Origin of the sequence: Micromonospora endolithica, from assembly GCF_003626595.1 — a bacterium.
Classification (GTDB): Bacteria; Actinomycetota; Actinomycetes; order Mycobacteriales; family Micromonosporaceae; genus Micromonospora; species Micromonospora endolithica.
Genome location: NZ_RBAK01000001.1, coordinates 780,295 through 806,035 on the forward strand (window position 1 = coordinate 780,295; position 25,741 = coordinate 806,035).

At 73.5% G+C, this 25,741-nt stretch carries 25 protein-coding genes; 11 read left to right on the forward strand and 14 right to left on the reverse strand.

All coding sequences use genetic code 11. The annotated features are described in order from the left end of the window. Positions 1-17: 17 nt before the first annotated feature. Entirely contained in the window at positions 18-707 is a 690-nt protein-coding gene (locus tag D7223_RS03430) for a CDP-alcohol phosphatidyltransferase family protein (protein WP_120724652.1), read from the reverse strand. 44 nt (positions 708-751) lie between these two features. Beyond that, the gene (gene metF / locus D7223_RS03435; protein ID WP_120724654.1) at positions 752-1,669 is read right to left on the reverse strand and encodes a methylenetetrahydrofolate reductase [NAD(P)H]; all 918 of its coding nucleotides are present in this window, start codon (positions 1,667-1,669) and stop codon (positions 752-754) included. A gap of 296 nt (positions 1,670-1,965) precedes the next feature. Here metF and D7223_RS03440 point away from each other — a divergent pair, with 296 nt between their 5' ends. Both D7223_RS03440 and D7223_RS03445 read left to right on the forward strand, forming a co-directional pair. Next, entirely contained in the window at positions 1,966-2,493 is a 528-nt protein-coding gene (locus D7223_RS03440) for a helix-turn-helix domain-containing protein (protein WP_120724657.1), read from the forward strand. 9 nt (positions 2,494-2,502) lie between these two features. Next, positions 2,503-3,585 carry a polyprenyl synthetase family protein gene (locus D7223_RS03445; protein WP_120724659.1) on the forward strand — a complete coding sequence of 361 codons (1,083 nt, stop codon included), beginning with the start codon at positions 2,503-2,505 and terminating at the stop codon, positions 3,583-3,585. 59 nt (positions 3,586-3,644) lie between these two features. On the opposite strand, the gene D7223_RS03450 is transcribed toward D7223_RS03445, so the two are convergent. Continuing rightward, positions 3,645-4,037, reverse strand: a complete 393-nt coding sequence (locus D7223_RS03450; RefSeq protein WP_120724661.1) for an Rv2175c family DNA-binding protein — start codon at positions 4,035-4,037, stop codon at positions 3,645-3,647. 199 nt (positions 4,038-4,236) lie between these two features. Between D7223_RS03450 and pknB the strand changes: the two genes are divergently transcribed. Next, positions 4,237-6,228, forward strand: coding sequence for a Stk1 family PASTA domain-containing Ser/Thr kinase (gene pknB / locus D7223_RS03455; RefSeq protein ID WP_120724663.1), 1,992 nt, complete (start codon positions 4,237-4,239; stop codon positions 6,226-6,228). Continuing rightward, positions 6,219-7,094 (forward strand): deoxyribonuclease IV, encoded by an 876-nt coding sequence (locus D7223_RS03460; protein ID WP_120724665.1) that lies wholly within the window; start codon positions 6,219-6,221, stop codon positions 7,092-7,094. The genes pknB and D7223_RS03460 overlap by 10 nt, the downstream gene beginning before the upstream one ends. A gap of 9 nt (positions 7,095-7,103) precedes the next feature. Here the strand turns inward: D7223_RS03460 and D7223_RS03465 are convergent, their stop codons facing one another. The 3 genes from D7223_RS03465 to D7223_RS03475 all read right to left on the reverse strand — a co-directional run bounded on the left by D7223_RS03465 (position 7,104) and on the right by D7223_RS03475 (position 10,107). After that, the gene (locus D7223_RS03465) at positions 7,104-8,135 is read right to left on the reverse strand and encodes a threonine aldolase family protein (RefSeq protein WP_120724667.1); all 1,032 of its coding nucleotides are present in this window, start codon (positions 8,133-8,135) and stop codon (positions 7,104-7,106) included. Beyond that, on the reverse strand, positions 8,128-9,534 hold the full coding sequence (locus tag D7223_RS03470) for a class II 3-deoxy-7-phosphoheptulonate synthase (RefSeq protein ID WP_120724669.1): 1,407 nt from the start codon (positions 9,532-9,534) through the stop codon (positions 8,128-8,130). The genes D7223_RS03465 and D7223_RS03470 overlap by 8 nt, the downstream gene beginning before the upstream one ends. 87 nt (positions 9,535-9,621) lie before the next feature. Continuing rightward, positions 9,622-10,107 (reverse strand): hypothetical protein, encoded by a 486-nt coding sequence (locus tag D7223_RS03475; RefSeq protein ID WP_120725720.1) that lies wholly within the window; start codon positions 10,105-10,107, stop codon positions 9,622-9,624. 213 nt (positions 10,108-10,320) lie between these two features. Here D7223_RS03475 and D7223_RS03480 point away from each other — a divergent pair, with 213 nt between their 5' ends. Continuing rightward, positions 10,321-11,313: an AraC-like ligand-binding domain-containing protein gene (locus D7223_RS03480; protein ID WP_158610815.1), complete on the forward strand. Its 993-nt coding sequence runs from the start codon at positions 10,321-10,323 to the stop codon at positions 11,311-11,313. Between the two features lie 69 nt (positions 11,314-11,382). Here D7223_RS03480 and D7223_RS03485 read toward each other — a convergent pair whose 3' ends face one another. Beyond that, positions 11,383-13,011, reverse strand: a complete 1,629-nt coding sequence (locus D7223_RS03485) for a glycosyl hydrolase family 18 protein (protein ID WP_120724673.1) — start codon at positions 13,009-13,011, stop codon at positions 11,383-11,385. 204 nt (positions 13,012-13,215) lie between these two features. Between D7223_RS03485 and D7223_RS03490 the strand changes: the two genes are divergently transcribed. Next, a complete protein-coding gene (locus tag D7223_RS03490; protein WP_120724677.1) occupies positions 13,216-13,710 on the forward strand; it encodes a glutathione peroxidase in 495 nt (164 codons plus the stop codon). Between the two features lie 48 nt (positions 13,711-13,758). Here the strand turns inward: D7223_RS03490 and D7223_RS03495 are convergent, their stop codons facing one another. Continuing rightward, on the reverse strand, positions 13,759-16,032 hold the full coding sequence (locus tag D7223_RS03495) for a glycoside hydrolase family 44 protein (protein ID WP_120724679.1): 2,274 nt from the start codon (positions 16,030-16,032) through the stop codon (positions 13,759-13,761). 175 nt (positions 16,033-16,207) lie between these two features. On the opposite strand from D7223_RS03495, the gene D7223_RS03500 reads away from it, so the two are divergent. From D7223_RS03500 to D7223_RS03510, 3 genes are all read left to right on the forward strand, one after another. After that, a complete protein-coding gene (locus tag D7223_RS03500; protein WP_120724681.1) occupies positions 16,208-16,882 on the forward strand; it encodes an NADPH-dependent F420 reductase in 675 nt (224 codons plus the stop codon). 200 nt (positions 16,883-17,082) lie between these two features. Then, entirely contained in the window at positions 17,083-17,940 is an 858-nt protein-coding gene (locus D7223_RS03505) for a DUF4397 domain-containing protein (RefSeq protein WP_120724683.1), read from the forward strand. Further along, a complete protein-coding gene (locus tag D7223_RS03510; protein ID WP_238161534.1) occupies positions 17,937-18,617 on the forward strand; it encodes a class F sortase in 681 nt (226 codons plus the stop codon). The genes D7223_RS03505 and D7223_RS03510 overlap by 4 nt, the downstream gene beginning before the upstream one ends. Positions 18,618-18,725: 108 nt before the next feature. On the opposite strand, the gene D7223_RS03515 is transcribed toward D7223_RS03510, so the two are convergent. The 5 genes from D7223_RS03515 to D7223_RS03535 all read right to left on the reverse strand — a co-directional run bounded on the left by D7223_RS03515 (position 18,726) and on the right by D7223_RS03535 (position 22,266). Next, the gene (locus D7223_RS03515) at positions 18,726-19,076 is read right to left on the reverse strand and encodes a DUF2203 domain-containing protein (RefSeq protein ID WP_120724685.1); all 351 of its coding nucleotides are present in this window, start codon (positions 19,074-19,076) and stop codon (positions 18,726-18,728) included. Positions 19,077-19,124: 48 nt separating this feature from the next. Further along, complete coding sequence (gene proC, locus D7223_RS03520; RefSeq protein ID WP_120724687.1) at positions 19,125-19,943, reverse strand: pyrroline-5-carboxylate reductase; 819 nt, start codon at positions 19,941-19,943, stop codon at positions 19,125-19,127. Between the two features lie 72 nt (positions 19,944-20,015). After that, positions 20,016-21,044 (reverse strand): 6-phosphofructokinase, encoded by a 1,029-nt coding sequence (locus D7223_RS03525; protein WP_120724689.1) that lies wholly within the window; start codon positions 21,042-21,044, stop codon positions 20,016-20,018. Positions 21,045-21,209: 165 nt separating this feature from the next. Then, a complete protein-coding gene (locus tag D7223_RS03530) occupies positions 21,210-21,713 on the reverse strand; it encodes a pyridoxamine 5'-phosphate oxidase family protein (RefSeq protein WP_120724691.1) in 504 nt (167 codons plus the stop codon). Between the two features lie 55 nt (positions 21,714-21,768). After that, positions 21,769-22,266, reverse strand: coding sequence for a polyadenylate-specific 3'-exoribonuclease AS (locus D7223_RS03535; RefSeq protein ID WP_120724693.1), 498 nt, complete (start codon positions 22,264-22,266; stop codon positions 21,769-21,771). Positions 22,267-22,538: 272 nt separating this feature from the next. Here D7223_RS03535 and D7223_RS03540 point away from each other — a divergent pair, with 272 nt between their 5' ends. Beyond that, entirely contained in the window at positions 22,539-23,231 is a 693-nt protein-coding gene (locus tag D7223_RS03540) for a Crp/Fnr family transcriptional regulator (protein WP_120724695.1), read from the forward strand. A gap of 42 nt (positions 23,232-23,273) precedes the next feature. Here D7223_RS03540 and D7223_RS03545 read toward each other — a convergent pair whose 3' ends face one another. Continuing rightward, complete coding sequence (locus tag D7223_RS03545; RefSeq protein WP_120724697.1) at positions 23,274-23,978, reverse strand: lysophospholipid acyltransferase family protein; 705 nt, start codon at positions 23,976-23,978, stop codon at positions 23,274-23,276. 230 nt (positions 23,979-24,208) lie between these two features. Here D7223_RS03545 and D7223_RS03550 point away from each other — a divergent pair, with 230 nt between their 5' ends. Further along, positions 24,209-25,558, forward strand: a complete 1,350-nt coding sequence (locus D7223_RS03550; RefSeq protein ID WP_238161535.1) for a serine hydrolase domain-containing protein — start codon at positions 24,209-24,211, stop codon at positions 25,556-25,558. The last annotated feature ends 183 nt before the right edge of the window (positions 25,559-25,741 follow it).

Sequence of the window (25,741 nt, forward strand, 5' to 3'; positions counted from 1 at the left end):
GGGCGGCGGGCGCACGGTCAGCCGGCGTCGATGAGGGCGCGCCGGACGGTGGAGAGCAGCTGCCCGAGGCCGAACCCGGCCAGCAGCACCCACACGGCGGTCGCCATGGTGATGGTGCCGGCGGCCAGGTCCGGGTCGATCAGCCCGGTCAGGCCGGCCAGCAGCAGCCCGACCAGGGCCACCGAGACCCGGGTGGGCCGCTCCCCCACCGTCACCGCGCCGATCTCCCGCATGCCGGCGGAGATCGCCCGGGCCCGCACGTACTCGTGCAGCCAGGACAGCGCGCCACCGGCGGCGACCAGCGCGCCGGGCGCGCCGATCAGCCAGAACGCGACCAGCCAGGCCACCTCGCCGAGCCGGTCGGCCAGCGAGTCGTAGACGTAGCCGAGTCGGGTGGTCCGCCCGGTGGCCACCGCCACCGCCCCGTCCACGCTGTCCGCGACCGCGGCCAGCAGCACGAACAACGCGCCCAGGAACGGCCCGTCACCGGGTCGTACGGCGAACAGCGGCACGCAGGCGCAGAGCAGCACACCGACCACGGTGACCGGGGTGGGGCCGACCCGCAGCCGGCCGAGCACGTAGCCGACGTGGTAGGCGAAGCGCAGCCAGGCACGGACGACCGGGGCCGCCGCCCGGGGGTCGAAACCGCCGTGCAGCCGTGCCCAGGCCGTCGCGTACTGGTCCCAGTTCAGCTGTGTGCCCACCACGGATCAACCGTCGCAGCGGGTCTCAGGTGTCGCGGCACGCCGGCTCACACCCGGGCGCCGGCCTGGAGGTGCTGCCAGACCTCCCGGGTGGCCGTCGACCGGTTGAGGGTGATGAAGTGGATCCCTGGCACGCCCTCGTCGAGCAGCCGGGCGCACATCTCGCTGGCCTGCTCGATGCCGAGCCGACGGACCGCCTCCGGGTCGTCGGCGACCCGTTCGAACCGCGCGGCGAGGGCCGGCGGGAACGGCGCCCCGGAGAGCTGCACCGAGCGCGCGATGGTGCCGATCTGGGTCACCGGCATCACGCCGGGCAGGATCGGGGTGTCGCAGCCGGCCGCGGCCACCCGGTCGCGCAGCCGCAGGTATTCCTCGGCGTCGAAGAACATCTGGGTGATCGCGAACTCCGCCCCGGCCCGGCACTTGCGCACGAAGTGCGCGGTGTCCGCGTCGATGTCGGGCGAGCGCGGATGTTTGTAGGGGAAGGCGGCGACACCCACGCTGAAGTCGCCCGAGTCGCGCACCAGCCGGACCAGGTCCTCGGCGTAGAGCACCCCCTCCGGGTGCGGGATCCACTCGGCGTTCGGGTCGCCCGGCGGGTCGCCCCGGACCGCGAGCACGTTGCGCACGCCCGCCCCGGCGAGCCGGCCGATGACGTGCCGCAGCTCGGCCACCGAGTGGTTGACCGCGGTCAGGTGGGCCATCGGCAGCAGGGTGGTCTCGGTGGCGATGCGCTCGGTCAACGCGACCGTGGTGTCCCGGGTCGATCCGCCCGCGCCGTAGGTGATCGAGACGAAGGACGGCCGCAGCGACTCCAGCTCGCGGATCGCCTGCCACAGCAGCCGTTCGCCCTGCGCCGTCTTCGGCGGGAAGAACTCGAACGAGAAGGTCGGTTGGTGGTCACGGATCAGCTCCCCGATCGCCGGCTGCGGATTGGGGAGGACGGAGGGAAGACCGAGCGCCACGTCACGACTCTAGCGGGCCGGACCCACCGCACCCACCGGCTTGTCCGCCGCCGGCCGGCCGGTGGGACACCGACGCCGCCGGGCCCGCCGGGGCCGGGCCGCCGACGCGGGCGTACGCGCAGGTCGGGCCGGTGGAGGGCGGAGAACGTCGTACCCCCGGGGTAGTCATGGGGGCAGCGCGGGGCGGTCGGGTCGGACGTCCGGGGGCACGCGCGGGGGTCAGTCATCCGCCACGGTGGCGTGTCGACCCGCCCGGTCGACGCGGCACCATCCGCCGACGCCCGCCCGGAGACCCGATGACGTCGCTCCCGCCGCCTGACCCGCCGCGCCTCGGTCCCCTGTTCGCCCGCCTCCGGCTGGCCCGGGGGTGGAGTCAACGCCGGCTCGCCGCCGAGCTGTGCGCCGTCTCCGGCCAACCGACGCTCAGCCGGCACGAGATCTCCCGGTGGGAGCGGCAGCTGCGCGTTCCCGGTGGGTTCTGGCTGGGCTGGCTCGCCGTCGTGCTGGCCGTACCGCTCGACGTGCTGGTGGGCGCGGCGGCCCGCACCCGGCGCACCGACCCGCCGCGGACCGCCGCGGCGGCACCGGCCGGACGCTCCGGACCGGGCCGCGACGACCGGGCGGACCGTGGTCGCGGCGGGCCGACCGGGTCCCGCCGAGCCGCTGCCGGACGCCGCCCGGCGGCGGGCCGGCCCGCGCGGGGCCGCCCCGGACCCGACCCGGTTCTCCGGTGGCCCGGGCCATCCGCCCGGTCACCGGGCGCCGCCGAGCGGGCGGCGCGTCGCGACCCCGGCGGTGGACCGCGCACGGCCCCGACCCGCTAGCGTCGTGGGGTGACCCACGCTGCTCCCGTTTCTCCCGTCGACCGCGCCGGGCTACGTCAACGGATCGACAAGTCCCTGTCCGCGTTCCTGGCCGGTCAGCGCGCCTGGATGGCCGGCGTGGACGACGCGCTCTCGCCGGTCGCCGAGGCGATCGAGGCGTTCGTCCTGGGCGGCGGCAAGCGGCTCCGGCCGGCCTTCGCCTACTGGGGATACCGGGGCGTCGGCGGCGTGGACACCGACCAGGTGGTCACCGCCCTGGCCGCGCTGGAGTTCGTCCAGGCCAGCGCGCTGATCCACGACGACCTGATGGACCGCTCGGACACCCGGCGGGGTGAGCCGGCGGTGCACCGGAGGTTCGCCGCCCGGCACAAGGCGGCCGGCTGGGAAGGCGACGCGAACGGCTTCGGCGACGCCGCCGCCATCCTGCTCGGTGACCTCTGCCTGGTCTGGTCCGACGAGCTGCTGCACTCCGCCGGGCTCGATCCGGCCATGGTGGCCCGCGCCCGGCCGGTGTTCGACGAGATGCGGACCGAGGTCACCGTCGGGCAGTACCTCGACGTGCTGACCCAGGCCACCGGTGACACCTCGGTGGAGCGGGCCGGGAAGGTGGCCCGGTACAAGTCGGCGAAGTACACCGTCGAGCGGCCGCTGCTGCTCGGCGCCGCGCTGGCCGACGCGCCGGCGGAGGTCCGCGCGGCGTACTCCGCCTACGGCCTGCCGCTGGGTGAGGCGTTCCAGCTCCGCGACGACGTGCTGGGGGTGTTCGGCGACCCGGCGCAGACCGGCAAACCGGCCGGCGACGACCTGCGGGAGGGCAAGCGGACCTACCTGGTGGCGGCGACCCTGGAAGCCACCGACGAGGCGGGTCGGAGGCTGCTGCTCGACGGTCTCGGCGACCCGGGGCTGGACGAGGCGCGCGTCGCCCGGCTCCGCGAGTTGATCACCGACGCCGGCGCGCTGGCCCGTGCCGAGCAGCGGATCACCACGCTGACCGAGGCGGCGCTGGCCGCGCTGGGCACCGTCGACCTGGACACCGAGGCCCGGCAGACCCTGGTCGACCTGGCCATCGCCGCCACCCGCCGCCCCGCCTGACCACCCCACCCCGCCGCCGGGTCCGCCGCCCCGGACCCGGGGGAGGTGGGGGGTGGGGGTCAGAAGCCAAGGGCTTGAGCGCGGCGCTTGACCTCGCGGGCCTGGTCGCCGCCGAGAGCGGTGGCGGGGGTGCCGCCGGGCAGGGTGTCGTCCTGCTCGTACAGCCAGCGCAGCGCGGCCTCGTCGTCGTAGCCGTTGTCGGCCAGCAGGTTGAGCACACCGGGCAGGTGCTTGCGTACGGTGTCGTTCGCCACCAGGTCGGCCGGGATCCGCCGGATGCCGTCGCGGCGGACGGCGAGCAGCTCACGGTCCCGGATCATCTGGTGGACCTTGCTGATCGACACGTCGAAGCGTTCGGCGACGTCCGGCAGGGTCAGCCAGGCCGCCGGGTCGGCGGGGCCGGCGAGGTCGGCGTCGGAGACGCCCTTGTCGGCGGGTACGGAGTCGGTCACCCGAACACCCTGCCACGTCCCGCCCGGCCCGGGCCAACGGCACCCCGGAGCACCGCACCGACCGGGGCGGACGACCGGGCGAGCGCGGCGGGACGCCCGCTGTCAGGGGCCGGCGGTAGCATCCTGTTCTACCCTCACCTCCTGGGCACATTCACCTCCTGGACACATAGACCCTCCTGGACACATAGACTGCCTGCCGATGGACACACAGGTCGCCGACACGTTGCTGGGCTCGCTGATCGACGGGCGCTACCGCATCCGCGGTCGCGTGGCTCGTGGCGGCATGGCGACCGTCTACACCGCCACCGACGAGCGCCTGGAGCGCACCGTGGCGGTCAAGATCATTCACCCGTCCCAGAAGCCGGACACCCGGGCCCGGATGGCCGGCTTCGTGGCGCGGTTCACCGACGAGGCGAAGACCATCGCGCGGCTGACCCACCCCAACGTGGTCGCCGTCTACGACCAGGGCACCCACGCCGGCATGCCCTACCTGGTGATGGAGTACGTGCGCGGCCGCACCCTGCGTGACGTGCTGGCCGAGCGCCGCCGACTGAACCCGGACGAGGCGCTCGCCATCACCGAGCAGATGCTCGCCGCGATCGCCGCCGCGCACCGGGCCGGGCTGGTCCACCGGGACGTCAAGCCGGAGAACGTGCTGGTCGCCGAGGCGCCCACCGGGGGTGCGGCCAACCTGATCGACAGCGTGGTCAAGGTGGCCGACTTCGGGCTGGCCCGGGCGGTCGAGGCGAGCGCCGACGACGAGCAGGGCACCCAGCTGATGGCCACCGTGGCGTACGTCGCGCCGGAGCTGGTCACCGACGGCCACGCCGACCCGCGGACGGACGTCTACTCGGCGGGCATCGTCCTGTTCGAGATGCTCACCGGCCGGGTGCCCTACGACGGCGACCGGCCGGTCGAGGTCGCCTGGCAGCACGTCGACCGCGACGTGCCGGCGCCCTCGACCCTGGTGCCCGGGCTGCCCCGGGCGCTGGACGACCTGGTCGGCCGGGCCACCCGCCGGGACCCGGGCGCCCGTCCGACCGACGCCGGCGCGATGCTGGCCGAGGTGCAGGTCGCCCGGGACGACCTGGGCAACCCCAACACGCGTACCGCGGTGCTGCGCCGGGTGACCGACGAGCCGATGGCTCAGCCGACCATGATGGTCGCGGCGGTCCAGCCGGCGCAGCGGCCCACCTGGGCCCGACTGCCCGAGACCGGCGGCGGGCAGCGGGCCGGCCGACGCCGGGCGGCGCCGGAGCAGGGCGACGACCTCTGGTCCCGGCTCGGCGCGCTGCGCGCCCGGGTGCTCGGTGACCCTCGGGGCCGGGTCGCGGTGGCCGCCGCCGTGGTGGTCCTCGGCCTGGTCGCGGCCATCGGTGGCTGGTGGGTCGGCGTCGGTCGCTACACGGTCGCGCCCCAACTGGTCAGCCTCAGCAAGGCCGAGGCCGAGTCGCAGGCCACCCGCGGCGGTTTCCAGCTGGCGTACGCCGAGCCGCGGTTCGACGAGAAGGTCCCGAAGGACGGCGTCCTCGCCCAGGACCCGAGTTCGGCCAGCCGGATCGAGAAGGGCGGCACCATCACGCTGACGCTCTCCCTCGGCCCGGAACGGTTCGGGGTGCCCGACGTGGTGGGCAAGGAGTTCGAGCTGGCCGAGGCCGACCTGGCCGACGCCAAGCTGGTGGTTGCCAGGGGCACCGCCCGCTACGACGACAACCTGCCCGAGGGCGTGGTGGTGGACACCAACCCGAAGGTGGGCGCCCAGGTCAAGCCCGGCGACAAGGTGACCGTGATCCTCAGCAAGGGCCGTGCGCCGATCACGGTGCCGAACGTGGTCGGCAAGAACCTCAACGAGGCCCGGGCGATCCTCGCCCAACTGGGTCTGGTGCTGGTCGAGCCGCCCACCGGGAAGGAATCGGACAAACCCAAGGACGAGGTGCTCGGGCAGAGCCCGGCCGACGGCGCCGGCGTGGAGAAGGGCACCCAGGTCAAGCTGGAGATCAGCAACGGGCCGCCGCTGGTCGTGGTGCCCCGGGTGGTCGACCTGCCGTGCCCGCAGGCCAAGCAGACCCTGGAGAGCCAGGGCTTCCCGGTCGCCGTGCAGTTCAACCCGAACGGCCTGACCCGCTTCCAGAACCCCGGCGAGAACGCCCAGGTGCCACCGGGCACCCAGGTCACCATCGGATGCCTGTGACGACCGTGGACGCCTACCGGCCGGTCGGCACGCACACGCCGACCTCCGGCGGTCTGGCGAAGGCGGCCCTGCCGTACGTGGACGCGACCGGCGCCGAGGTGGTGCAGGTCTATGTCTCCAACTCGCGGGGCTGGGCGCTGCCCCCGGGTGACCCGGCGCAGGACGTGCTGTTCCGCGACGGCTGCGCCGAGCGGGACGTCCCGGTGTTCATCCACGCCTCACTGCTGGTCAACCTGGGCTCCCCCACCGCCGCGACGGTGCAGCGGTCCGCGGAGACCCTGGCACACGCCCTGCGCCGGGGCACCGCGATCGGGGCCCGTGGGGTGGTGTTCCACGCCGGCAGCGCGGTCGACGCGGGACACGCGGACGCGGCGATGACCCAGGTTCGCGAGACGCTGCTCCCCCTGCTGGACTCGGTCGCCGCGGCCGGTGGACCGATGCTGCTCGTCGAGCCCAGCGCCGGCGGCGGCCGGTCCCTGGCCTCGCGGGTCGAGCAGCTCGGGCCCTACCTGGACGCGGTCGAGCGGCACCCCTGGCTCGGGGTCTGCTTCGACACCTGCCACGCGTGGGCGGCCGGGCACGACCTGGCCGCCGAGGGCGGCATGACCGCGACCCTGGACACCCTGGTGGCGACGGTGGGTGCGGGCCGGCTGCGGCTGGTGCACGCCAACGACTCGAAGGACCTGTGCGGCTCCACCCGGGACCGGCACGAGAACATCGGCAAGGGCTCGATCGGCGAGCCCGCCTTCGCCGAGCTGATGGCGCATCCGGCCACGGCCGGCATCCCGGTCGTGGTGGAGACCCCGACCGAGAAGCACGAGGGGCACGCCGTCGACGTGGCGACCCTCAAACGCCTCCGCCCCTGACCGCCCGGGTCAGGCGCGGAGGATGGTGGTCAGGGCGTCGGCGGCGCGGTCGACGGCGTCGTCGTCCACGTCCATGTGGGTGACCAGGCGTGCGGTACGCGGGCCGAGCACCGAGACCAGCACCCCGCGGGCGCGGGCGGCGGCGGCCAGGGCGTGCGCGTCCAGCGGAGCCTTGGTCAGGTCCAGGGGCACCAGGTTGGTGCGTACCGTGGTGGCGAGCACCCCGAACGGGGCGATCGCCTCGGCGAGCCGGGCGGCCTTCGCGTGGTCGGCGGCGAGCCGGTCGATGTGGTGCGCGAGGGCGTACCGGCCGGCGGCCGCGAGCACACCCGCCTGCCGCATCCCGCCGCCCATCCGCTTGCGGACGAAGCGGGCCCGCTCGATCTTCTCCGCGCTGCCCACCACGAGCGAGCCGACCGGCGCGCCGAGGCCCTTGGAGAGGCAGACCGACAGGGTGTCGAAGAGCGCGCCGTACTCGGCCAGCGGCACCCCGTCGGCGACGTGCGCGTGCCAGATGCGGGCACCGTCGCAGTGCAGCGCCACCTGCGCCTCGTCCGCGACCCGGCGCAGCTCGCGGAGGGTGGCCAGGGGGATCACCCCGCCACCGCCCCGGTTGTGGGTCTGCTCGACGGCGATGGCCCGGGTGGGCACCGCCCAGTACCCGTCCGGCCGGATCATGGCGGCGACCACGTCCGGGTCGACGTCCGCACCGACCGCCGGCCAGGTCCGCGAGGAGATCCCGCCGTACGCGGCCGCCGCGCCGATCTCGTACGTCACCACGTGCGCGTCGGCGTCGCACAGCAACTCGTGCGCCGGGGGGACCACGAGTTGCAGGGCGATCTGGTTGGCCATCGACCCGGTCGGGGCGAACAGCGCGGCCTCGTGCCCGAAGAGCGCGGCCACCTCGGCTTCCAGCGCGTTGACGGTGGGGTCCTCGCCGTAGACGTCGTCGCCGACCTCCGCGGCGGCCATCGCCGCCCGCATCCCGGCGGTGGGCCGGGTGACGGTGTCGGACCGGAGATCGATCACGCTGTCAGCCACGGAGCATCTCCGCCACCAGGAAGGCCAGCTCCAACGACTGCTGGGTGTTCAGTCGCGGGTCGCAGGCGGTCTCGTAACGGCCGGGCAGGTCGAGGTCCTCGATGCCCTGGGCGCCGCCGAGGCACTCGGTGACGTCTTCGCCGGTCAACTCGACGTGCAGGCCGCCGGGGTGGGTGTCCAGGCCACGGTGCACCTCGAAGTAGCCGAGCACCTCGTCGACGATGCGGTCGAAGTGCCGGGTCTTGTAGCCGTTGGACGACTCGTGGGTGTTGCCGTGCATCGGGTCGCACTGCCAGACCACCTTGGCACCGGCGGCGGCGACCTTGGCCACGATCGGGGGCAGGGCGTCGCGGACCCGGTGGTTGCCCATCCGGCTGATCAGGGTGAGCCGGCCGGGGACGTTGTCCGGGTTGAGCTTCTCGCACAGCTCGATCGCCTCGTCCGGCGTGGTGGTCGGGCCGAGCTTCACGCCGATCGGGTTGGCGATGCGGGAGATGAAGTCGATGTGCGCGCCGTCGATCTGCCGGGTGCGCTCACCGATCCAGAGGAAGTGCCCGGACAGCCCGTACGCGCGGTCGCCGGAGACCCGGGTGAGCGCCCGGTCGTACTCCAGGGCGAGCGCCTCGTGCGAGCAGTAGAGGGTGACCGTGCGCAGGGCCTCCTCCTCGGTCATCCCGCAGGCCCGGATGAACGCCAACGCCCGGTCGATCTCCCGGGCGATGGCCTCGTAGCGCTCACCGGCCGGGGAGTTGCGCACGAAGCCCTTGTTCCAGTCGTGCACGGCGTGCAGGTCGGCGAGGCCGCCGCCGAGGTAGGCGCGGAGCATGTTCATCGCGGCGGCCGAGTTCGCGTACGCCCGGATCATGCGCTGCGGGTCGGCGACCCGCGCCTCCGGTGTGGCCTCCAGACCGTTGATCATGTCGCCGCGGTAGGCCGGCAGCCCGCGGGCGTCGGTCGGCAGCGACCGGGGCTTGGTGTACTGCCCGGCGACGCGGGCGACCTTCACCACCGGCAGCGACGCGCCGTAGGTCAGGACGATCGCCATCTGGAGCAGGGTGCGCGCGTTGGCCAGCAGGTGGCTCTCGGTGTTGTCGACGAAGGTCTCCGCGCAGTCGCCGCCCTGGAGCAGGAACGCCTTGCCCTCGCAGACCAGGGCCAGGCGCTGGCGGAGCTGGTCGACCTCGTAGGGCGCGACCACCGACGGCACGGTGTCCAGGACCTTGCAGACCTCGGCGACCTGGCCCGGGTCCGGCCAGGGCGGGGTCTGCTGACGCGGCAGCTCCCGCCACCGGTCCAGGCCGAGGGCTGCGTCCTCGGCGGAGTCGACGGTCGGGCGGCTCGTCTGCAGACCGGGGCTGCCCACCGCGGGATGGCTCAGCTGGTGCCACTCATGGCGCATGACAGAAAGCGTACGGCGACCGGATGGACATGGGGTCCCCGAGGGGCATGGTTCCGGCTGTTGAGAGCCGGCTCACCGACGGGCAGTTCAGGGGGTCGCGGCGGGCTCCGGGGTGTTGCCGCCGGGCGCCTCGCCGGCGATGCACCAGTCGGCACCGTCGCGGGTGACGGTGAACAGCAGCGCCCGGGTCACCTTCCGCGAGCCGACGGTCACCGAGACGGAGGCGCTGACCTGCTGGCCGAGCCCGCCCGCCCGGACGTCGACGATCTCCGCCTGCGGCACCTGGAAGTGGTCGGCGAAGTCGCCGTTGGGGCCGGTCGCGGACGCGTCGAAGCTCTGGTGCAGGGCGGCGCAGAGTTGGCTGCGCCCGGCCGCGACGTCCTTGGCGGTCATCGCGTCGAGGTAGGCCTGGACCCGCTCGCGGGACTTCGCGGCGGCCTCCTCGGCGGGGGCCCGGCCGGGTTTCTCGGCGGGCTTCTCGTCGTCCCCGACGATCCCGCATCCGAGCAGGGCCGACGGCAGGACGGCCAGGGCCAGCACAACCGTCGCCACCCTCCGGTGCGTCACCCGCATCGCCACCTCCGTCGCCACCGGCATCGAACCCGTTGACCGGCGAGTCTGTCACATCGGTCCCGGCTCATGTCGCTCCCGTGGCACCGGAGGTCGCCGCCACCGCCAGAAGGACCGGCCCCAGACGTCGCCGAAGGCGCCACCCGGACCGACCGGAGGCGTCGCGGGCGGCGCGCTGGCCCGGCGGGACCCGGCGTAGGACGATGTCCGCGGGAGGTGATCGGCATCCTCACGGTCACATCGGTCGACACGGCGCACCTCGATCCGAGCGAGCGGTTCGACTTCTGGCACGACCTGGTGGCCCGGGAGTCCGCCAGCGCCCGGATCAGCAGCGCGCACGCCGCCGACTTCACCGCCTCCGCCCGGGTCGTCGACCTCGGCACGGTCAAGCTCTCCGCGTGGCGGTACCCGTCGCTGGACCTGCGCCGCACCGCACGGATGATCAGCAGCACCGATCCGGAGCTGTACCAGTTGGCGCTGCCCCTGTCCGGCCGGGGCACGGTGACCCAGCAGGAGCGGACCGGCCCGCTCGACCCGGGCGGCTTCGCCCTCATCGACACGGTCCGTCCGCACGGGTCGTCCCACCGGCCGGTCGCCGCCTCCCGGCTGCCGCTGTCGACCCTGACCGCCCTGATCCCGCACAGCGCCCTGCCGGTCCCCCACTACCGCGACGGAGGGTCCCGGATCGGCCGGATCCCCGCCGACCGGGGGATGGGCCTGCTTTTGGCCCAGTTCCTCCGCCAGGTCGTCGACCACCCCGAGCAGTACGCCCCCGCCGACGCCACCCGGCTGGACGCCGCCGCCCTCGCCCTGATCGCCGGCACGGTCGCCGCCGGCCTGGGCGCGGAGGACGCCCTGCCCGCCGAGGTCCGGGCCGGTGGCCTGCGGGCCCGGATCGAGGCGTTCGTCCGGCGGAACCTGGACGACCCGGCGCTGGGCCCGGCGACGGTGGCGCAGGCGCACCATCTCTCGGTCCGCTCGCTGCACCGGCTGTTCGAGGGGTCGCCGACCACGGTCGCGGCGCTGATCCGCACGCTGCGACTCCAGCGGTGCCGGCAGGACCTCGAAGACCGGCGACTGCGACATCTCTCGGTCCGGGACATCGGCCGCCGGCGGGGCTTCAGCGATCCCGCCCACTTCAACCGGGTGTTCCGCGCCGCGTACGGGATCTCCCCGGGCGAGCACCGGCAACGATCCGACGGCGGCTGACGCGCGGGCGGGGAGGGACCCGGTGCATGGTCCCTCCCCGCCGTGTGGGTGGTGCGTCGGCACTCGGCGTCAGCCGAGACCGCCCTTGATGGCGCCGATCAGCTCGCCGTTTCCGGTGTCACCGGAGAGCTCCCAGAAGAAGGCGCCACCGAGGCCCTGGTTCTTCGCGTACGTCATCTTGCCGTTGATCGTGGACGGGGTGTCGTAGCTCCACCAGTTGCTGCCGCACTTGGCGTACGCCGTGCCGCCGACGGTGCCGGTGGCCGGGCAGGTGTTCTTGAGGACCTTGTAGTCCTCGATGCCCTGCTCGTAGGTGCCGGGCGCCGCACCGGTGGCGCTGCCGCCGGGTGCCGTCTGGGTGACCCCGGTCCAGCCCCGGCCGTAGAAGCCGATGCCGAGCAGCAGCTTGTTCGCCGGGATGCCCTTGCTCTTGAGCTTCTGGATGGCCGCGTCGGACCAGAAGCCCTGCTGCGGGATGCCGCTGTAGGAGTAGAGCGGCGAGTGCGGTGCGGTGGGTCCCTGCGCGGCGAAGGCGCCGAAGTAGTCGTACGTCATCGGCATGATCCAGTTGAGGTGCGTCGCGCCGCCGGCGTAGTCGGCGGCGTCGATCTTGCCGCCGTTGCTGCCGTCGGCGGTGATCGCGGCGGTGACCAGCGCCGACGAGCCGAACTTGGCGCGCAGCGCGCTCACCACGTTCTTGAACGCGGCGGGGCCGCTGGCGTCACAGGTGAGGCCGCAGGCGTTCGGGTACTCCCAGTCGACGTCGATGCCGTCGAAGACGTCGGCCCAGCGCGGGTCCTCGACCAGGTTGTGGCAGCTCTCGGCGAAGGCGGCCGGGTTCTGCGCGGCCTGGGTGAAGCCGCCGGACCAGGTCCACCCGCCGAAGGACCAGATCACCTTGATGTGCGGGTACATCTTCTTGAGCTTGCGCAGCTGGTTGAAGCTGCCGCGCAGCGGCTGGTCCCAGGTGTCGGCGACGCCGTCCACGCTGTCCGCGGCGGTGTACGCCTTCTCGTAGTCGGCGTAGCTGTCGCCGATGGTGCAGCGACCGCCGGTGGTGTTGCCGAACGCGTACAGGATGTGGGTCAGCTTCGACGCCGAGCCGCTGGTGTGGATGTTCTTCACGTGGTAGTTGCGGGCGTAGACGCCCCACTGGGCGAAGTAGCCGACGACCTTCTTGTCGCCGGTGTTCGGCGGCGGGGTGGTCGGCGGCGGGGTGGTGGGGGGCGGCGTGGTCGGCGGCGCGGTCGTCGGCGGGGCCGTGGTGGGCGGGGCCGTGGTGGGCGGCGGGGTGCCGCCACCGGCGCAGGGCGCGCCGTTGATGGTGCAGTTCAGCGGCGCCCGGTAGGGCCCGCTGCCGTTGTATCCCCAGCTGAAGGCGGCACCGGGCGCGAGCGGTCCGGCCCAGCTCTTCTTCACCGCGACGTAGTGGTCGCCGGTGCGGGTCACGTCGGCGTCCCAGGAACTGCTGATGCTGGTGCCCGCGGGCAGGTCGAACTCGATGCGCCAGGTGCTGACGGAGGCGTTCGAGCCGTTGGTGACGGTCACCCGCGTCTCGTGGCCGGTACCCCAGTCCTGGGCCTTGGCGAAGGCCGCGGTCACGCTGCCGGCACCGAAGGCCGAGGCCATCGGCACCGTGGCGGCGGTCACCGCCATCACGGCCCCGACCCAGAGGGCGCGGCGGAGCGATCTCTTCATGTGGCGTCACCCCAAACAGTTAGGAAACTTTCCAGAAGATGCTGAGACGCTACTCACGGCGTCATCACTTCGTCAAGATGTGCATCTATCGATTTCCGGTGGGAGCGTGACCGCCCGTCCGGACCGCCCGGCTCGACCGACCGTGGCGGCATCTCCCGCGCCCGCCCCGGCGGAACCCCGATCGCGGCGGCGTAGCCTCGCCCCATGACCGTCTTCGACATCCGGATCGACGCCTTGGGCGGCGGACCCGCCGACCTCGCGCGGTACCGCGACCACGCGCTGCTGGTCGTCAACGTGGCCAGTCGCTGCGGCCTGACCCCGCAGTACGCCGGCCTCCAGTCCCTGCACGACGAGTACGCCGACCGCGGTCTGGTGGTGCTGGGCGTGCCGTGCAACCAGTTCGCCGGGCAGGAGCCGGGCAGCGCCGCGGAGATCAGCGACTTCTGCCAGGTCAACTACGGGGTGACCTTTCCGCTGACCGAGAAGGTGGACGTCAACGGCCCGGACCGGCACCCGCTGTACGCCGCGCTGGCGGACACCCCGGACGCCGACGGGCACGCCGGGGATGTGCGGTGGAACTTCGAGAAGTTCCTGGTGGGCCCGGACGGCGCGGTGGCCGCGCGGTTCGCCCCGACCGTCGCACCGGACGCCGCCGAGCTGCGCGCCGCGATCGAGAAGGTCCTGCCGCCGGCCGCCTGACCGACGGAGGGCCCCGGGGTACGCCCCGGGGCCCTCCGCGGTGCGGTGTCAGTTACCGCACGCCTGGCCGTTGAGCGTGAACGCCGTCGGCGTCGGGTTCTGCCCCGACCAGGTGCCGTTGAAGCCGATGCTGGTCGAGGCGCCCGGGGCGAGCCGGCCGTTCCAGCCCATGCTGTCCGCGGTGACGCTCACCCCGGTCTGCCGCCAGGTCGCCGACCAGCCCTGGCCGACCCGCTGCCCGGCGTTCGGGAAGTCGAAGGCCAGCCGCCAGCCGTCGATCGGGACGGCGGTGCCGTTGGTGATGGTGACGGTCGCGGTGAAGCCGCCCGGCCAGCTGTTCGCCGCGTACGCCACCCGGCAGGCGCCGTCCGGTCGGTGCGCGGTGCGGGCCACCAGTTCCGGCGAGGCCGCCGAGACGTTGCCCGCCGCGTCCCGCGCGGTCACCACGAAGGTGTACGACCGGTCCGACGACAGCCCGGTGACGGTGACCGACGGGCCGGTGCTGCTGGCCACCTTCACGGTGGTGCCGCCGTCCACCCGGTGCACGTCGTAGCCGGCCACCCCGACGTCGTCGGTGGACGCCGCCCAGCTCAACGCGATGCTGTTGCCGGTGACAGCGCCCGCCACCGGCTTACCGGGCGCGGTCGGCGCGGTGGTGTCCTCGCCGGCGCCGCGCGGCAGCACGATCATGGTCACCGAGTTGGCGCCGAAGGTGCCGGTGAAGCCGGTGGCACCGACCGGCTGGTCCGCCTGGCGCACGATGCCGGTCAGGTCCGCGCCGCTGTAGCGGTAGACCTCGGCGGTGCCGGTGGAGGCGCCGGTGAGCGAGACCGGGCTGGTCAGCTCGTCGCCGGTCTTGTTCACCACGACCATGGTCAGCGCTCCGTCGCCGCTCCGCTCGGCCGCGTAGATCGCCAGCTTCCCCTGGTCGGCGCTGGTGGCCCGCACCGAGGTATCGCCGAACGCCCCGCCCCGGCCGTCGTAGTTGCGGTAGATCCGGAAGGCGTGGGCCACCGGCTGGTCGGCCTCCGGCGCGGTCCACAGGTTGGCCATGTCCAGGCCCTCGCGGCCGAAGATGCCGAGGATGTCGGCCTGGGTGAGCGCCCCGTTGAGGTGCCCGTACGCGCCCCAGTTGTACTCGGTGATCGCGACCTTCGTGCCGGGGTAGTGCCGGTCCACCAGCTCCCGCATCCGCGGGATCATCCGCACCGGCTGGTCGATCCAGCTCTCGTCGACGTACGTCGGGTCCCAGAGCTGCCGGGTGGAGCGCAGCCGACGCTCCTGGGTGGCCGCGTCGCCGGGCTCGTTGCTGTGCACACCGGCCTGCTGCGGGTAGATGTGGATGTCGAAGTAGTCCAGGATGCGCTCGCCGTGCTCCTGCTCGTAGGCGCGCATCTGGTCCAGGTACCAGGGGCCGAGCTCCTGACCGTCGTGGGCGGCCCGGTCCGGCGGGTTCGACCAGCAGCCGGTACGCGAGCAGACGTCCTGGTCGAGGCCGGAGAAGCGGATCGAGTTGAGTCCCCAGCCGACCGGCCCCAGGGTCTTCGCGTCCGGGTCCGCCCCCTTGATCGCCGCGGCGTACGCGTACGTCCGGTCCCGCAGCTCGTCGTAGCCGAGCCCCTCGGGGCGGACGTCGCGGTGGGTGGCGTGCCACAGGTCCGGCTCGTTGTCCAGGTTGTAGAACTGCACACCGCCGTCGGCCGCGCCGCCGAACTGGGTCTTCAGGTGCGTGACGAAGTCGGCGGCGTACTCCGGGCCGACCGCCACGCTGGTGTCGGTCGGGTCGTTGCCGGTGATCGGCGTGCCGTCCGGCTTCTTCCCGTTGCCGCAGTCCGGCGCCCACTGGTCGGTGGACTCCTGCGGGCCGTACTTGGCCACGCTGAAGCCGCAGGCGCGGGCCCGGTCCTTGGCCACCCAGCCGATCATCGGCAGCGTCATCAGCGTCCCGGTCCCGGTCGCCTTGTTCGCCGCGACGAACTCGTCGCTGTCGGAGCCCTTCGGCAGGCTGGCCGGGTCGGGATTGTCGTTCGGGATGTTCTCGAAGTACCAGTCCGAGGCCCGGTTGGTGGTGTCGTTGCGGAAGTTGTAGCGGGTGGTGGCGTTGCCGCCGTACCGGTTGACCGGCAGCCGGATGTCGCGGGCCAACTCCTCGGAGGCGAAGTTCATCCCGTAGACGTACGGACTGATCGGGTGCCGGCCGGCGGTGACGTCGACGGCGAGCGACGGCCCCGGGGCGGCAGCGGTGGCGGTGGACGGTGCAGGGACGACGGCGCCGACCGTGGCGGCCAACGCCACGGGCAGCAGCATGGTGCGAAATCGCACGGCCTTTACCTTTCGGTGGGGGTTCAGGCCGTCGATGGGAGCGCCGCACCAGGATTACGGTTTCCTGGCGCTCCGTCAACACCCGGTCACGATCAGCAGTACGTTGAGGACGGCCGGGCGATTGTCGACCAGCCCGGTGGGGAATGCCGGCACAGTGGACGGAGTTGGGACCGGTATGACAACCGTGGGACTTATCGGCAGTGGCAACATCGGCGGCACGGTGGCCCGGCTGGCGGTGGACGCCGGCTACGACGTGGTGCTGAGCAACTCGCGCGGACCGGAGACCCTCAAGGATCTGGTGGACGAGCTGGGTCCGCGGGCCCGCGCCGCGACGGCGGCCGAGGCCGCCCGGGACGGTGACCTGGTGGTGGTCACCATTCCGCTCAAGGCGTACCGGGACGTGCCGGCGGAACCGCTGGCCGGCAAGGTGGTCATCGACACCAACAACTACTATCCGCAGCGCGACGGCCAGATCCCGGAGCTGGACTCCGGCGCGACCACCAGCAGCGAGCTGCTCCAGCGGCACCTGCCGGACTCCCGGGTGGTCAAGCTCTTCAACAACATCTACTTCTCCCACCTGCGGTCGCTGGCCCGGCCGACCGGCAGCGCCGACCGCAGCGCGTTGCCGATCGCCGGTGACGACGCCGGCGCCAAGGCCGAGGTCACCGCCTTCCTGGACCGGGTCGGCTACGACGCGGTGGACGCCGGCCCGCTCGCCGAGGGCTGGCGCTACCAGCCGGACACGCCCGCGTACGGGATCGTCTACATGGTCGACCCGCAGGACTGGGAACGAGAGGCGCCCGGCGACGCCGCGAAGGTCCGCTCGGCCCTGGCCGCCGCCACCCGCTGACCACCCGCCCGTTCCGGTCCACCCGGACCGGAACGGGCGGCGTCCCGCGCGTCCGCCCGCCGCACCCGCGACACCGCGACACCGCGACACCGCGAGACGGTGCCGGAAGGGCGGGCGGGCACCGTGTCCGAGTTGCGTCCTAGTCCCATTAACGGGACTCTGGGGGGCGGACACCCGTACCGGACGCCACCGGAGGCGACATGCACCTGTTCCCCGCCACCCCACGCCGCCTGCTCGCGGCCACCGGCGCGCTCCTGCTCGGCACCACGACCGCGGTCGTCACCGGCGCGCCGACGGCGGCCGGGGCCGCCACGGTCGGCTACGTCCGGCTGGCGCACCTCTCCCCCGACACCCCCGCCGTGGACGTCTACCTGGACGCCCCCGGCGACGGGAAGCCGCAGGTCTTCCCCGCCGTCGGCTACGGGGTCGTCTCGACCTACCTGCCGCTGCCGGTCGGCCGCTACGCGGTCGCCATGCGCGAGGCCGGCGCACCCGCCGACGAACCGCCGGTGCTGACCACCGAGGTCGCGGTGACCAGCGGCTCCGCGCACACCGTCGCCGGGGTGGGCCGCTACGCCGACCTCGGACTGCGGGTGCTGCGCGACGATCTCAGCACCCCCGCCGCCGGCCGGGCCCGGGTCCGGGTCGTCCAGGCGTCGGTCCGCGCCCCGATCGTCGACGTGGCCGCCGCCGACGGACCCCGGATCGCCGAGGGCGTCCGCTTCGCCACCACCTCCGACTACCGGGAGGTCGAACCGGGTCGCTGGCGGCTGCGCCTGGGCGGTTCCGGGGGCCCCACGACGGACACCGAGGTCACCCTGGAGGGCGGGGCGGTCTACTCGCTGCTGGTGCTCGACGCCAAGCAGGGCGGGCTGACCACCGAACTGCGGCAGGACGCCGCGAGCGGAGCGGCCGTCGTGCCGGCGGGCGGCATCGACACCGGCGCCGGCGGCACCGCCGGGCGGTCCGCGTACCCCCTGGTGGCCGGCGGACTCGCGGTGGCCGCGCTGCTCGCGGGCCTCGTGCTGCTGCGGCGGCGCGGGCGTGGCACCTGGTGAACCGACGTCCCGGCCCGGCGGTCCGGCGGCACCGTGCCCGCCGGGCGCCGACGCTCGCGCTGGTCGCGGCCGGCGCGGCGCTGTGCGTGGCGGCGGGGACCGGGGTGGGGCTCGCCACCACGACCGACGGGCCGACGCCGGCCCCGGGATGGCGGCCGGGTTGCGCCGTCGACTGCCCGTCCGCAGGCGCGAGCGCCACGCCGCGACCGGCCCCCACCCGGGTACGCGTGCCACGGATCCGGGTGGACTCGCCGCTGACCGTGCTCGGGCTGGACGCCGCCGGAGCGGTCGAGGCACCGGCCGACTTCGCCACCGCCGGCTGGTACGGCGGCGGCCCGGTCCCCGGTGACCCCGGCCCGGCGGTGATCGCCGGGCACCTCGACTCCCGGGCCGGCCCGGCCGTGTTCGCCCGGCTCGGCGAGCTGCGGCCGGGTGACCTGGTGCAGGTGTGGCGCGGCGACCGCACGGTGTCGTTCCGGGTGACCGGCGCGGTGCGGGTACCCAAGGACCGCTTCCCCACCGAGGCCGTGTACGGCCCGACACCCGCCGCCGAGCTGCGCCTGGTCACCTGCGGCGGCGCCTTCGACCGGCGCACCGGGCACTACCGGGACAACGTGGTGGTCTTCGCGGTCGCCGACACGCCGACCGACGTCCTCCCCCACTCCGCCGCCGGCTGAGGTGCAAGGAAGGGCCCCCTATTAACGCCTGGTGCATAGGAAGGGCCCCCTATTAACGGAGCGAGCCGCGCGAGGGCGGAGCGAGCCGCGCGAGGGCGGCGGCGGCTGTCAGACCGGGCGGCGGCCGGCGAAGCCGCACTCGATCCGGTGGTACCACCGCACGTCGCTGTCCCCCTCCAGCCAGCACCAGAGCACCGGCCGGCCGTCCCGCTCACCGGGGAAGTCGAGTAACACCGGCGCGATGCCCTTGACCTGGATGTCGTGCGCGTGCAACTCGTCCACGACCGCGTGCATCCGCGCCTCCAGCCCCTTGACCTCGGGGCGTCCGCCGAGCGCGCTCACGCCGTGGTCGGCGAGGTCGGCCCGCAGCTCGGCCAGATCGGCGCGCAGCCGGATCAGTTCGTCGACGCGCGGGCGCAGCGTGGCCACGAGGTGCCGGGCCTGGGCGAGAGTGAACACGCGGCACAGTATGCGGCACGCGCGGAGCGGTCCGTCCGACTCGACCGGTCACCCGGCCTTTGCGGCCAGCTCCTGGGCCCGGTCCCGGGCCGCCTCCAGGGCGGCCAGCAGCGCCGCGCGTACGCCGTGCTTCTCCAGCTCCCGGATGGCGGAGATGGTGGTGCCGGCCGGCGAGGTGACCGCCTCGCGCAGCTTCACCGGGTGCTCACCGGAGTCCCGCAGCATCACCGCGGAGCCGATCGCGGTCTGCACGATCAGGTCGTGCGCCACCTGCCGGGGCAGTCCGAGCAGGATCCCCGCGTCGATCATCGCCTCGACCAGCAGGTAGAAGTATGCCGGGCCGGAGCCGGACAGGGCGGTCACCGCGTCCTGCTGGGATTCCGGCACCCGGATCGTCGCGCCCAGCGGCTTGAACATCTCCTCGGCCAGCGCCAGGTGCGCCCCGGTCGCGTGCGCGCCCGCCGAGATGGCGGTCATCGCCTCGTCCACCAGCGCCGGGGTGTTGGTCATGACCCGCACCACCGGGGTGCCCTCGGGCAGCCGGCGGCTGAAGAAGCTGGTCGGCAGGCCGGCGCAGAGCGAGATGACCAGCTTGTCCGCCGGCACCTTCGGGCCGATCTCGTCCAGCAGCGCCGCCGCGTCCTGCGGCTTGACCGAGACGGCGAGCACCTCCGCCTCGTCCACCGCGGTCAGGTTGTCCACCACCCGTACGCCGTAACGCGTGGTCAGTTCCTCCGCGCGGGCCGGCCGGCGGGCCGTGGCCAGCAGCCGGTCCACCGGCCAGCCCGACCGCAGCAACCCGGACAGCATCAACTCGCCGATCTTGCCCGCGCCGATCACCGCGACCGTGTGCACCGCACCCACCATGTCGCCGTACCTCTCTCCCCGGGACAGCGGGGCGCGGCGGACCCGCGGGCCCGCCGCGCCACCGGCCGTGCGTCAGTTGCCGAAGAAGACCTCGGCCTCGGCGTACCGCTCCAGCGGCACGGTCTTCAGCTCACGGGTGGCCTCGGCCAGCGGAACGCGGACGATGTCCGTGCTCTGCATCGCGACCATCTTGCCCCAGTCGCCCTCGTGCACCGCGTCGATGGCCTGCAGGCCCAGCCGGGTGGCGAGCACCCGGTCGAACGCGGTCGGGGTGCCGCCGCGCTGGATGTGCCCGAGCACGACCGTGCGGGCCTCCTTGCCGGTCTTGGCCTCCAGCTGCTCGGCCAGCCACTGGCCGATGCCGCCCAGCCGGACGTGGCCGAAGGCGTCCAGCTCCTGGTTGTGCAGGACCATCTGGCCGTCGAGCGGCTGCGCGCCCTCGGCGACCACGACGATCGGGGCGTACTGGTGCTGGAAGCGCTTCTCCACGTAGCCGGCGACCTGCTCGACGTCGAACTGCCGCTCCGGCAGCAGGATGACGTTGGCACCACCGGCCAGGCCGGCGTGCAGGGCGATCCAGCCGGCGTGCCGGCCCATCACCTCGACGACCAGGGTGCGGTGGTGGCTCTCCGCCGTGGTGTGCAGCCGGTCGATCGCCTCCATGGCGATGTTCACGGCGGTGTCGAAGCCGAACGTGTAGTCGGTGGCGCCGAGGTCGTTGTCGATGGTCTTCGGTACGCCGACCACGTGCACGCCCAGCTCGTAGAGCTTGGTGGCCACGCCGAGGGTGTCCTCGCCGCCGATCGCGATCAGGGCGTCGACGCCCTGCGCGGCGAGGTTCTCCTTGATCCGCTCGACCCCGTTCTCGATCTTGAACGGGTTGGTGCGGGACGAGCCGAGGATGGTGCCGCCGCGCGGCAGGATGCCGCGGACCTCGCCGATGCCCAGGGGGCGGGACAGGCCCTCCAGCGGGCCCTTCCAACCGTCCCGGAAACCCACGAACTCGTGACCGTAGTTGGTGACGCCCTTGCGGACCACCGCTCGGATCACCGCATTGAGACCTGGGCAGTCGCCGCCGCCGGTGAGCACGCCGATACGCATGATCTGGTCATCCTCCTGGGAGCATCAATGAAGCCCGGTTTGCCCCAGGATAGGTGTCACATCAGACCATCGGCGCCGTTGCCGGCCCGGGGCGGGCCGTCACTGCGCACTGTAGTCCGCGCGGGTGTACGCCGACCGGCCGCCCCGGGCACTCCCGGCTACCGGTCAGTAGCTGACCTCGCGGTTCTCCCCCGCCGCCGGCGGCTTGCCGGTCACCGCCGCCTTGGCGAAGCCGAGCAGGTTGACCACGGTGCTGCTCGGCGAGTCCCAGTACTCCGCGGAGCTGGCGCGCACCGTGATCAGGGTCAGGCCGGGGGTGTCCAGCCCGTCCGGGAACCACGTCTTGAGCAGCGGGTTCCACAACTGTTCGGCCTTGCTCCGGTCGAAGCCCTCGCGGGCGGTGCCGGACATCGACACCCACGCGTTGTGCTTCTGGTCGGAGAACGACACGTTCACCTCCGGGTTGACCCGGATCTGGCGCACCTTGGCCGAGTCCGCGTACGCGAAGAACCACAGGTCCCCGTCGAAATCGGCTTCCTGGAGACCCATCGGCCGGCTGACCGTACGGCCGTCCACGGCGGTCGTGGTCAGCATGCAGATCCGCGCCTGCCGGACCAGTTCGGTGACCCGTTGCCGCGCCTGCGCGACGTCACTCGGTTCGTTGCTCATGAGACCCTCCCTCGGCTCGACGCGAAATCCGTGCCCGGGACGGAACGGGCCAAACCTACGAACCGGTCATCGCCCGCCACCGGGCGAGGTTGTGCCGGGCGTCGACCAGCGCGTCGTGCCGGGCGGCGTCGGCGTCCGGCAGCGTCGGGCGGCCCCGGTCGTCCCAGAGCTGACGCAGCTCCTTGGTGAACCGGGGGATCTCCCGGGGCAGCGCCGGCATCGCTCCCCACAACTGGGCGAGCACCACGTGGTCGTACGCGGCGTACCAGGCCCACAGCTCCAACTGCTCCCCCGGCCGGTCGCGGACCGGCTCCAGCAGGAAGTCGTACAGCTCGTCGCGGATCCGCTCCCGGGACCGCCAGGCACGGTCGGCCGGCGAGGGCAGCTTGTCCAGCACGTTGCGGCGGACCCAGGGCACGGCCCGCGAGTCGTCGAACTCGGTGGAGACGGCGTAGAACTCCCGGCCGTACTCGTCGACCACGCCGATCGACACGAGGTCGACGATCCGGCCGTCCTCGATGAACTCGCAGTCGTAGAAGTAGCGGTAGACCATTCCCGCCATCCTCGCCGACGCCCCGCCGACGCCGGCGACCGGGGCGGCCCCACCACCGGCTCGGGCCGGCGCCGGCGCGCCCCGTCCCTGGTGGCGCGGGCCAGGGACTGTCACAGAAGTGACGTGAGGGCTGTACAGCACGCGACCGGACCGTCATGATCTGATGGATACCGCTACCGGACACCGAACCGGTGTCAGTTCACCTTGCGCAGGGCCTTGAGGGTTCACCCGGTGAGCGAGTTGTGGGTCCTTGACCGGGGAGGGGTTGGGCCGTGGAGATGCGCCTGCCGGAGCCGGGTGACGCCCTGACCGGCGTCGAGATGTTCACCGGTCTGGAGCCCGAGGTCCGGCAACGGGTGATCGCGGCGGCGGTGCCCCGGACCTACCGCAAGGGCCAGCTGCTGTTCGTGGAGAACGACCCGGGCGAGTCGCTGATCGTGCTGCGTCGCGGGGCGGTGGCCGTCTTCCGGACGGCGCCGACCGGCGAGCGGGCGATCCTGACCGTGATGCGACCGCCGGACGTCCTGGGTGAGGTCTCGCTGCTGGACGCCTCGACCCGGTCGACCTCGGCGGAGGCGATCGAGGACACCGCGGCGCTCGCGTTGAGCCGGGGGGCGTTCATGGAGCTGGTGCACTCCAACCCACGCATCCTGGACGCGGTGATGCGCTCGCTCGGCGGCCTCATCCGCCGGCTGACCGAGCAGAACGCCGACCACGTCTTCCTCGACCTGCCGGGCCGGGTGGCCAAGACGCTGGTCCGGCTGGCCGGCGAGAGCCAGGCCCCGATGATCACGATCGAGCTCAACCAGAGCCAGCTCGCGGAGATGGCCGGCGGCTCCCGGCAGAGCGTCAACCAGGCGATCGGGTCGTTCGCCAGCCGGGGCTGGCTGCGTACCGAGGGTCGCCGGATCGTGGTCACCGACGTCGCCTCGCTGCGTCGGCGGGCCGGCATGAGCGAGCGCTGACCGCGCCGCGTCGAGGGTCGGCGGCGCCGGCCGCCGCGCGACTCAGGCGGCGACCGGCTGTCGCGGCACCGGGGCGGGCTGCGCCTTGGCCTTCTGGGCGTACGTGTCGACGTACTCCCGGCCGGACAGGTCCATCAACTCGTACATGATCTCGTCGGTGACCGCGCGCTCGACGAACCGGTCGCCGGCCATCCCGGCGTAGCGGGAGAAGTCCAGCGGAGCGCCGAAGCGGATCCGCACCCGCCGCACCTTCGGAACGAGCGTGCCCGGTGGCTGGATCTCGTCGAGGTTGAGCATCACCACCGGCACCACCGGCGCCCCGCTCTCCAGGGCCAGCCGGGCGACCCCGGTCTTGCCCCGGTAGAGCCGCCCGTCCGGGGAACGGGTGCCCTCCGGGTAGATGCCCGCGACGCCGCCGGCCCGCAGGATGGTGAGCTGGGTGTCCAGGGCCGCGCGGGCCGCCCGGCCACCCGACCGGTCCACCGGGATGGTGCCGGTGCCGACGAAGAACATCTTGGTCAGCCAGCCCTTGAGGCCCTTGCCGGTGAAGTACTCCGCCTTGGCGACGAAGGTGACCTTCCGCGGCACGATCAGCGGCGTGAAGATCGAGTCCGAGAAGGACAGGTGGTTGCTCGCCAGGATCACCGGACCGGTGGCGGGAACGTGGTGCAGTCCCTCCACCTGCGGGCGGAAGATCAGCCTCAGCAGCGGCCCGAGGATGACGTACTTCAGCAGCCAGTACAGCACCGACGTCCCTTCGGTCGGGGTTTCCCGCGACAGCGCGCCCGTGCCCGGGTCGCTGCCGTCGCCGACGAGCCTACGGAGCGGGGTGGGCCACCACAACGGACGATGGATCACCGACGCCCGACCCGCGCCGGACCGGGCCGATCCGCCCGGCTTCGCCGCTGACGGCGGGACACCGACCCGACACCTGACCGGCCCCCGGGGCACGGCCGAAGCCTGCCATGATGCTCCGCATGCCGCTGTCCCGCCGTACCTTGTTCGCCGCCGGCCTGGCCGGCGCGGGCGCCGCCCTCACCGGTTGCCGCGAGCAGGTCCGACCCGGCTGGTCCGAGGCGGGGCCGGCGACCACCGCACCAGCGGCGGCCACGCCCGGGTCGGAGGCGGCCGGCGCCGCCCGGGTGCCCGGCACCGCCGGCATGGGGCCCGCGCCCACCACCGGCGCGGCCACCAGGATGGACGCCCGGCTCGCCGCCGAACTCACCCGCCACCTGGCGCCCACCCGGGACAACCCGAAGCACCCGGCGTACGGCGGCGCGGTCGCGCTCTGCCTGGTGGACGGCCGGGTCGTCGGCCGGGCGGCCGTCGGTAAGGCGCTGCGCCACGGTGCCGGACCGGTGCTGCTGCCCGAGTCCGAACAGGTCCCGATGCGGCTGGATTCGATCTTCGACACCGCCTCCCTCACCAAGGTCTACACGGCGATCCTCACGCTCCAGCAGGTGGACCGGGGCCGCTTCGACCTCGACACCCGGGTGGTCGACCTGCTGCCCGGCTTCGTCGGCCCGGGCAAGGAGGCGATCACCGTCGCCATGCTGCTCGCGCACACCGGCGGACTGCCGGTCGGCGCGAAGGTGACCGGGCTCTCCGGCGACGCGGCCCGCCGGGCGGCGGTGCTGGCCACGCCGCTGCTGCCCCGCGCGGTCCCGGGGAGCGTCTTCCGGTATTCCAGCGTCGGGCTGATGGTCCTCGCGCAACTCGTGGAGAAGGTCACCGGTCAGCGCTTCGACCGGGCCCTGAGGACCGGGCTGACCGGGCCGCTCGGTCTGCGGGACACCGGGTTCAACCCGAACAGCTGGCTCAGCTCGGCGGACCGGGCCGCTCGCCTCGTCGCCACCGACGCCCGGTCCTCGCGCGGCCTGCTGCGCGGCGTCGTGCACGACGACGTCGCGAACCGGCTCGGTGGCGTGGCCGGTCACGCCGGCGTCTTCAGCACCGCCACCGACGTCGCCGCCATCGGGCAACTGCTGCTCGGCGGCGGCACCCACAAGGGGCGGCGGATCCTCTCCGAGTCGATCACCCGCCGCATGCTCACCAACGTCAACAAGGGCCTGCCGGCGGTGGACCCCGAGCGTCCGCGCCGCACCGCGGCGCACGGTCTGGGCGTCGTCCTCGACCAGCCCTGGTTCATGGGTCGACTGAGTGGCCCGCGCACGTTCGGGCACACCGGCTTCACCGGCACCTCACTGGTCGTCGATCCGGCTCGGCGGATGGTGCTGGTCCTGTTGACCAACCGGGCCCACCCCAACTGGAGCTGGGCCGACCCGGACCCGGTACGCGCGGCGGTGGCGGGCGTCGCCGCCGGCTGACCAGCGGCACCGACCGGACGAATCGGGGCCGGCCCGGCAGCCCGCTGGCGCACTCCACGCGCAAACGGACATGCCGCCGCACCCGCGACCAGCATCTGGGCCGCCGACTTTGCAAGACGCGACGCAACGCACTCCCGGAACGGGGGGCGGACGTGTCACGATTCATGGCACGGCGGGTGCGTC

What these genes read in the sequence shown, in the direction of transcription:
- D7223_RS03440 (WP_120724657.1), top strand. Translation starts at nt 1,966, where the DNA reads ATGACGTCGCTCCCGCCGCCTGACCCGCCGCGCCTCGGTCCCCTGTTC.
- pknB (WP_120724663.1), top strand. Translation starts at nt 4,237, where the DNA reads ATGGACACACAGGTCGCCGACACGTTGCTGGGCTCGCTGATCGACGGG.
- D7223_RS03460 (WP_120724665.1), top strand. Translation starts at nt 6,219, where the DNA reads ATGCCTGTGACGACCGTGGACGCCTACCGGCCGGTCGGCACGCACACG.
- D7223_RS03470 (WP_120724669.1), bottom strand. Translation starts at nt 9,534, where the DNA reads ATGCGCCATGAGTGGCACCAGCTGAGCCATCCCGCGGTGGGCAGCCCC.
- D7223_RS03475 (WP_120725720.1), bottom strand. Translation starts at nt 10,107, where the DNA reads ATGCGGGTGACGCACCGGAGGGTGGCGACGGTTGTGCTGGCCCTGGCC.
- D7223_RS03485 (WP_120724673.1), bottom strand. Translation starts at nt 13,011, where the DNA reads ATGAAGAGATCGCTCCGCCGCGCCCTCTGGGTCGGGGCCGTGATGGCG.
- D7223_RS03490 (WP_120724677.1), top strand. Translation starts at nt 13,216, where the DNA reads ATGACCGTCTTCGACATCCGGATCGACGCCTTGGGCGGCGGACCCGCC.
- D7223_RS03500 (WP_120724681.1), top strand. Translation starts at nt 16,208, where the DNA reads ATGACAACCGTGGGACTTATCGGCAGTGGCAACATCGGCGGCACGGTG.
- D7223_RS03505 (WP_120724683.1), top strand. Translation starts at nt 17,083, where the DNA reads ATGCACCTGTTCCCCGCCACCCCACGCCGCCTGCTCGCGGCCACCGGC.
- proC (WP_120724687.1), bottom strand. Translation starts at nt 19,943, where the DNA reads ATGGTGGGTGCGGTGCACACGGTCGCGGTGATCGGCGCGGGCAAGATC.
- D7223_RS03525 (WP_120724689.1), bottom strand. Translation starts at nt 21,044, where the DNA reads ATGCGTATCGGCGTGCTCACCGGCGGCGGCGACTGCCCAGGTCTCAAT.
- D7223_RS03530 (WP_120724691.1), bottom strand. Translation starts at nt 21,713, where the DNA reads ATGAGCAACGAACCGAGTGACGTCGCGCAGGCGCGGCAACGGGTCACC.
- D7223_RS03535 (WP_120724693.1), bottom strand. Translation starts at nt 22,266, where the DNA reads ATGGTCTACCGCTACTTCTACGACTGCGAGTTCATCGAGGACGGCCGG.
- D7223_RS03550 (WP_238161535.1), top strand. Translation starts at nt 24,209, where the DNA reads ATGCCGCTGTCCCGCCGTACCTTGTTCGCCGCCGGCCTGGCCGGCGCG.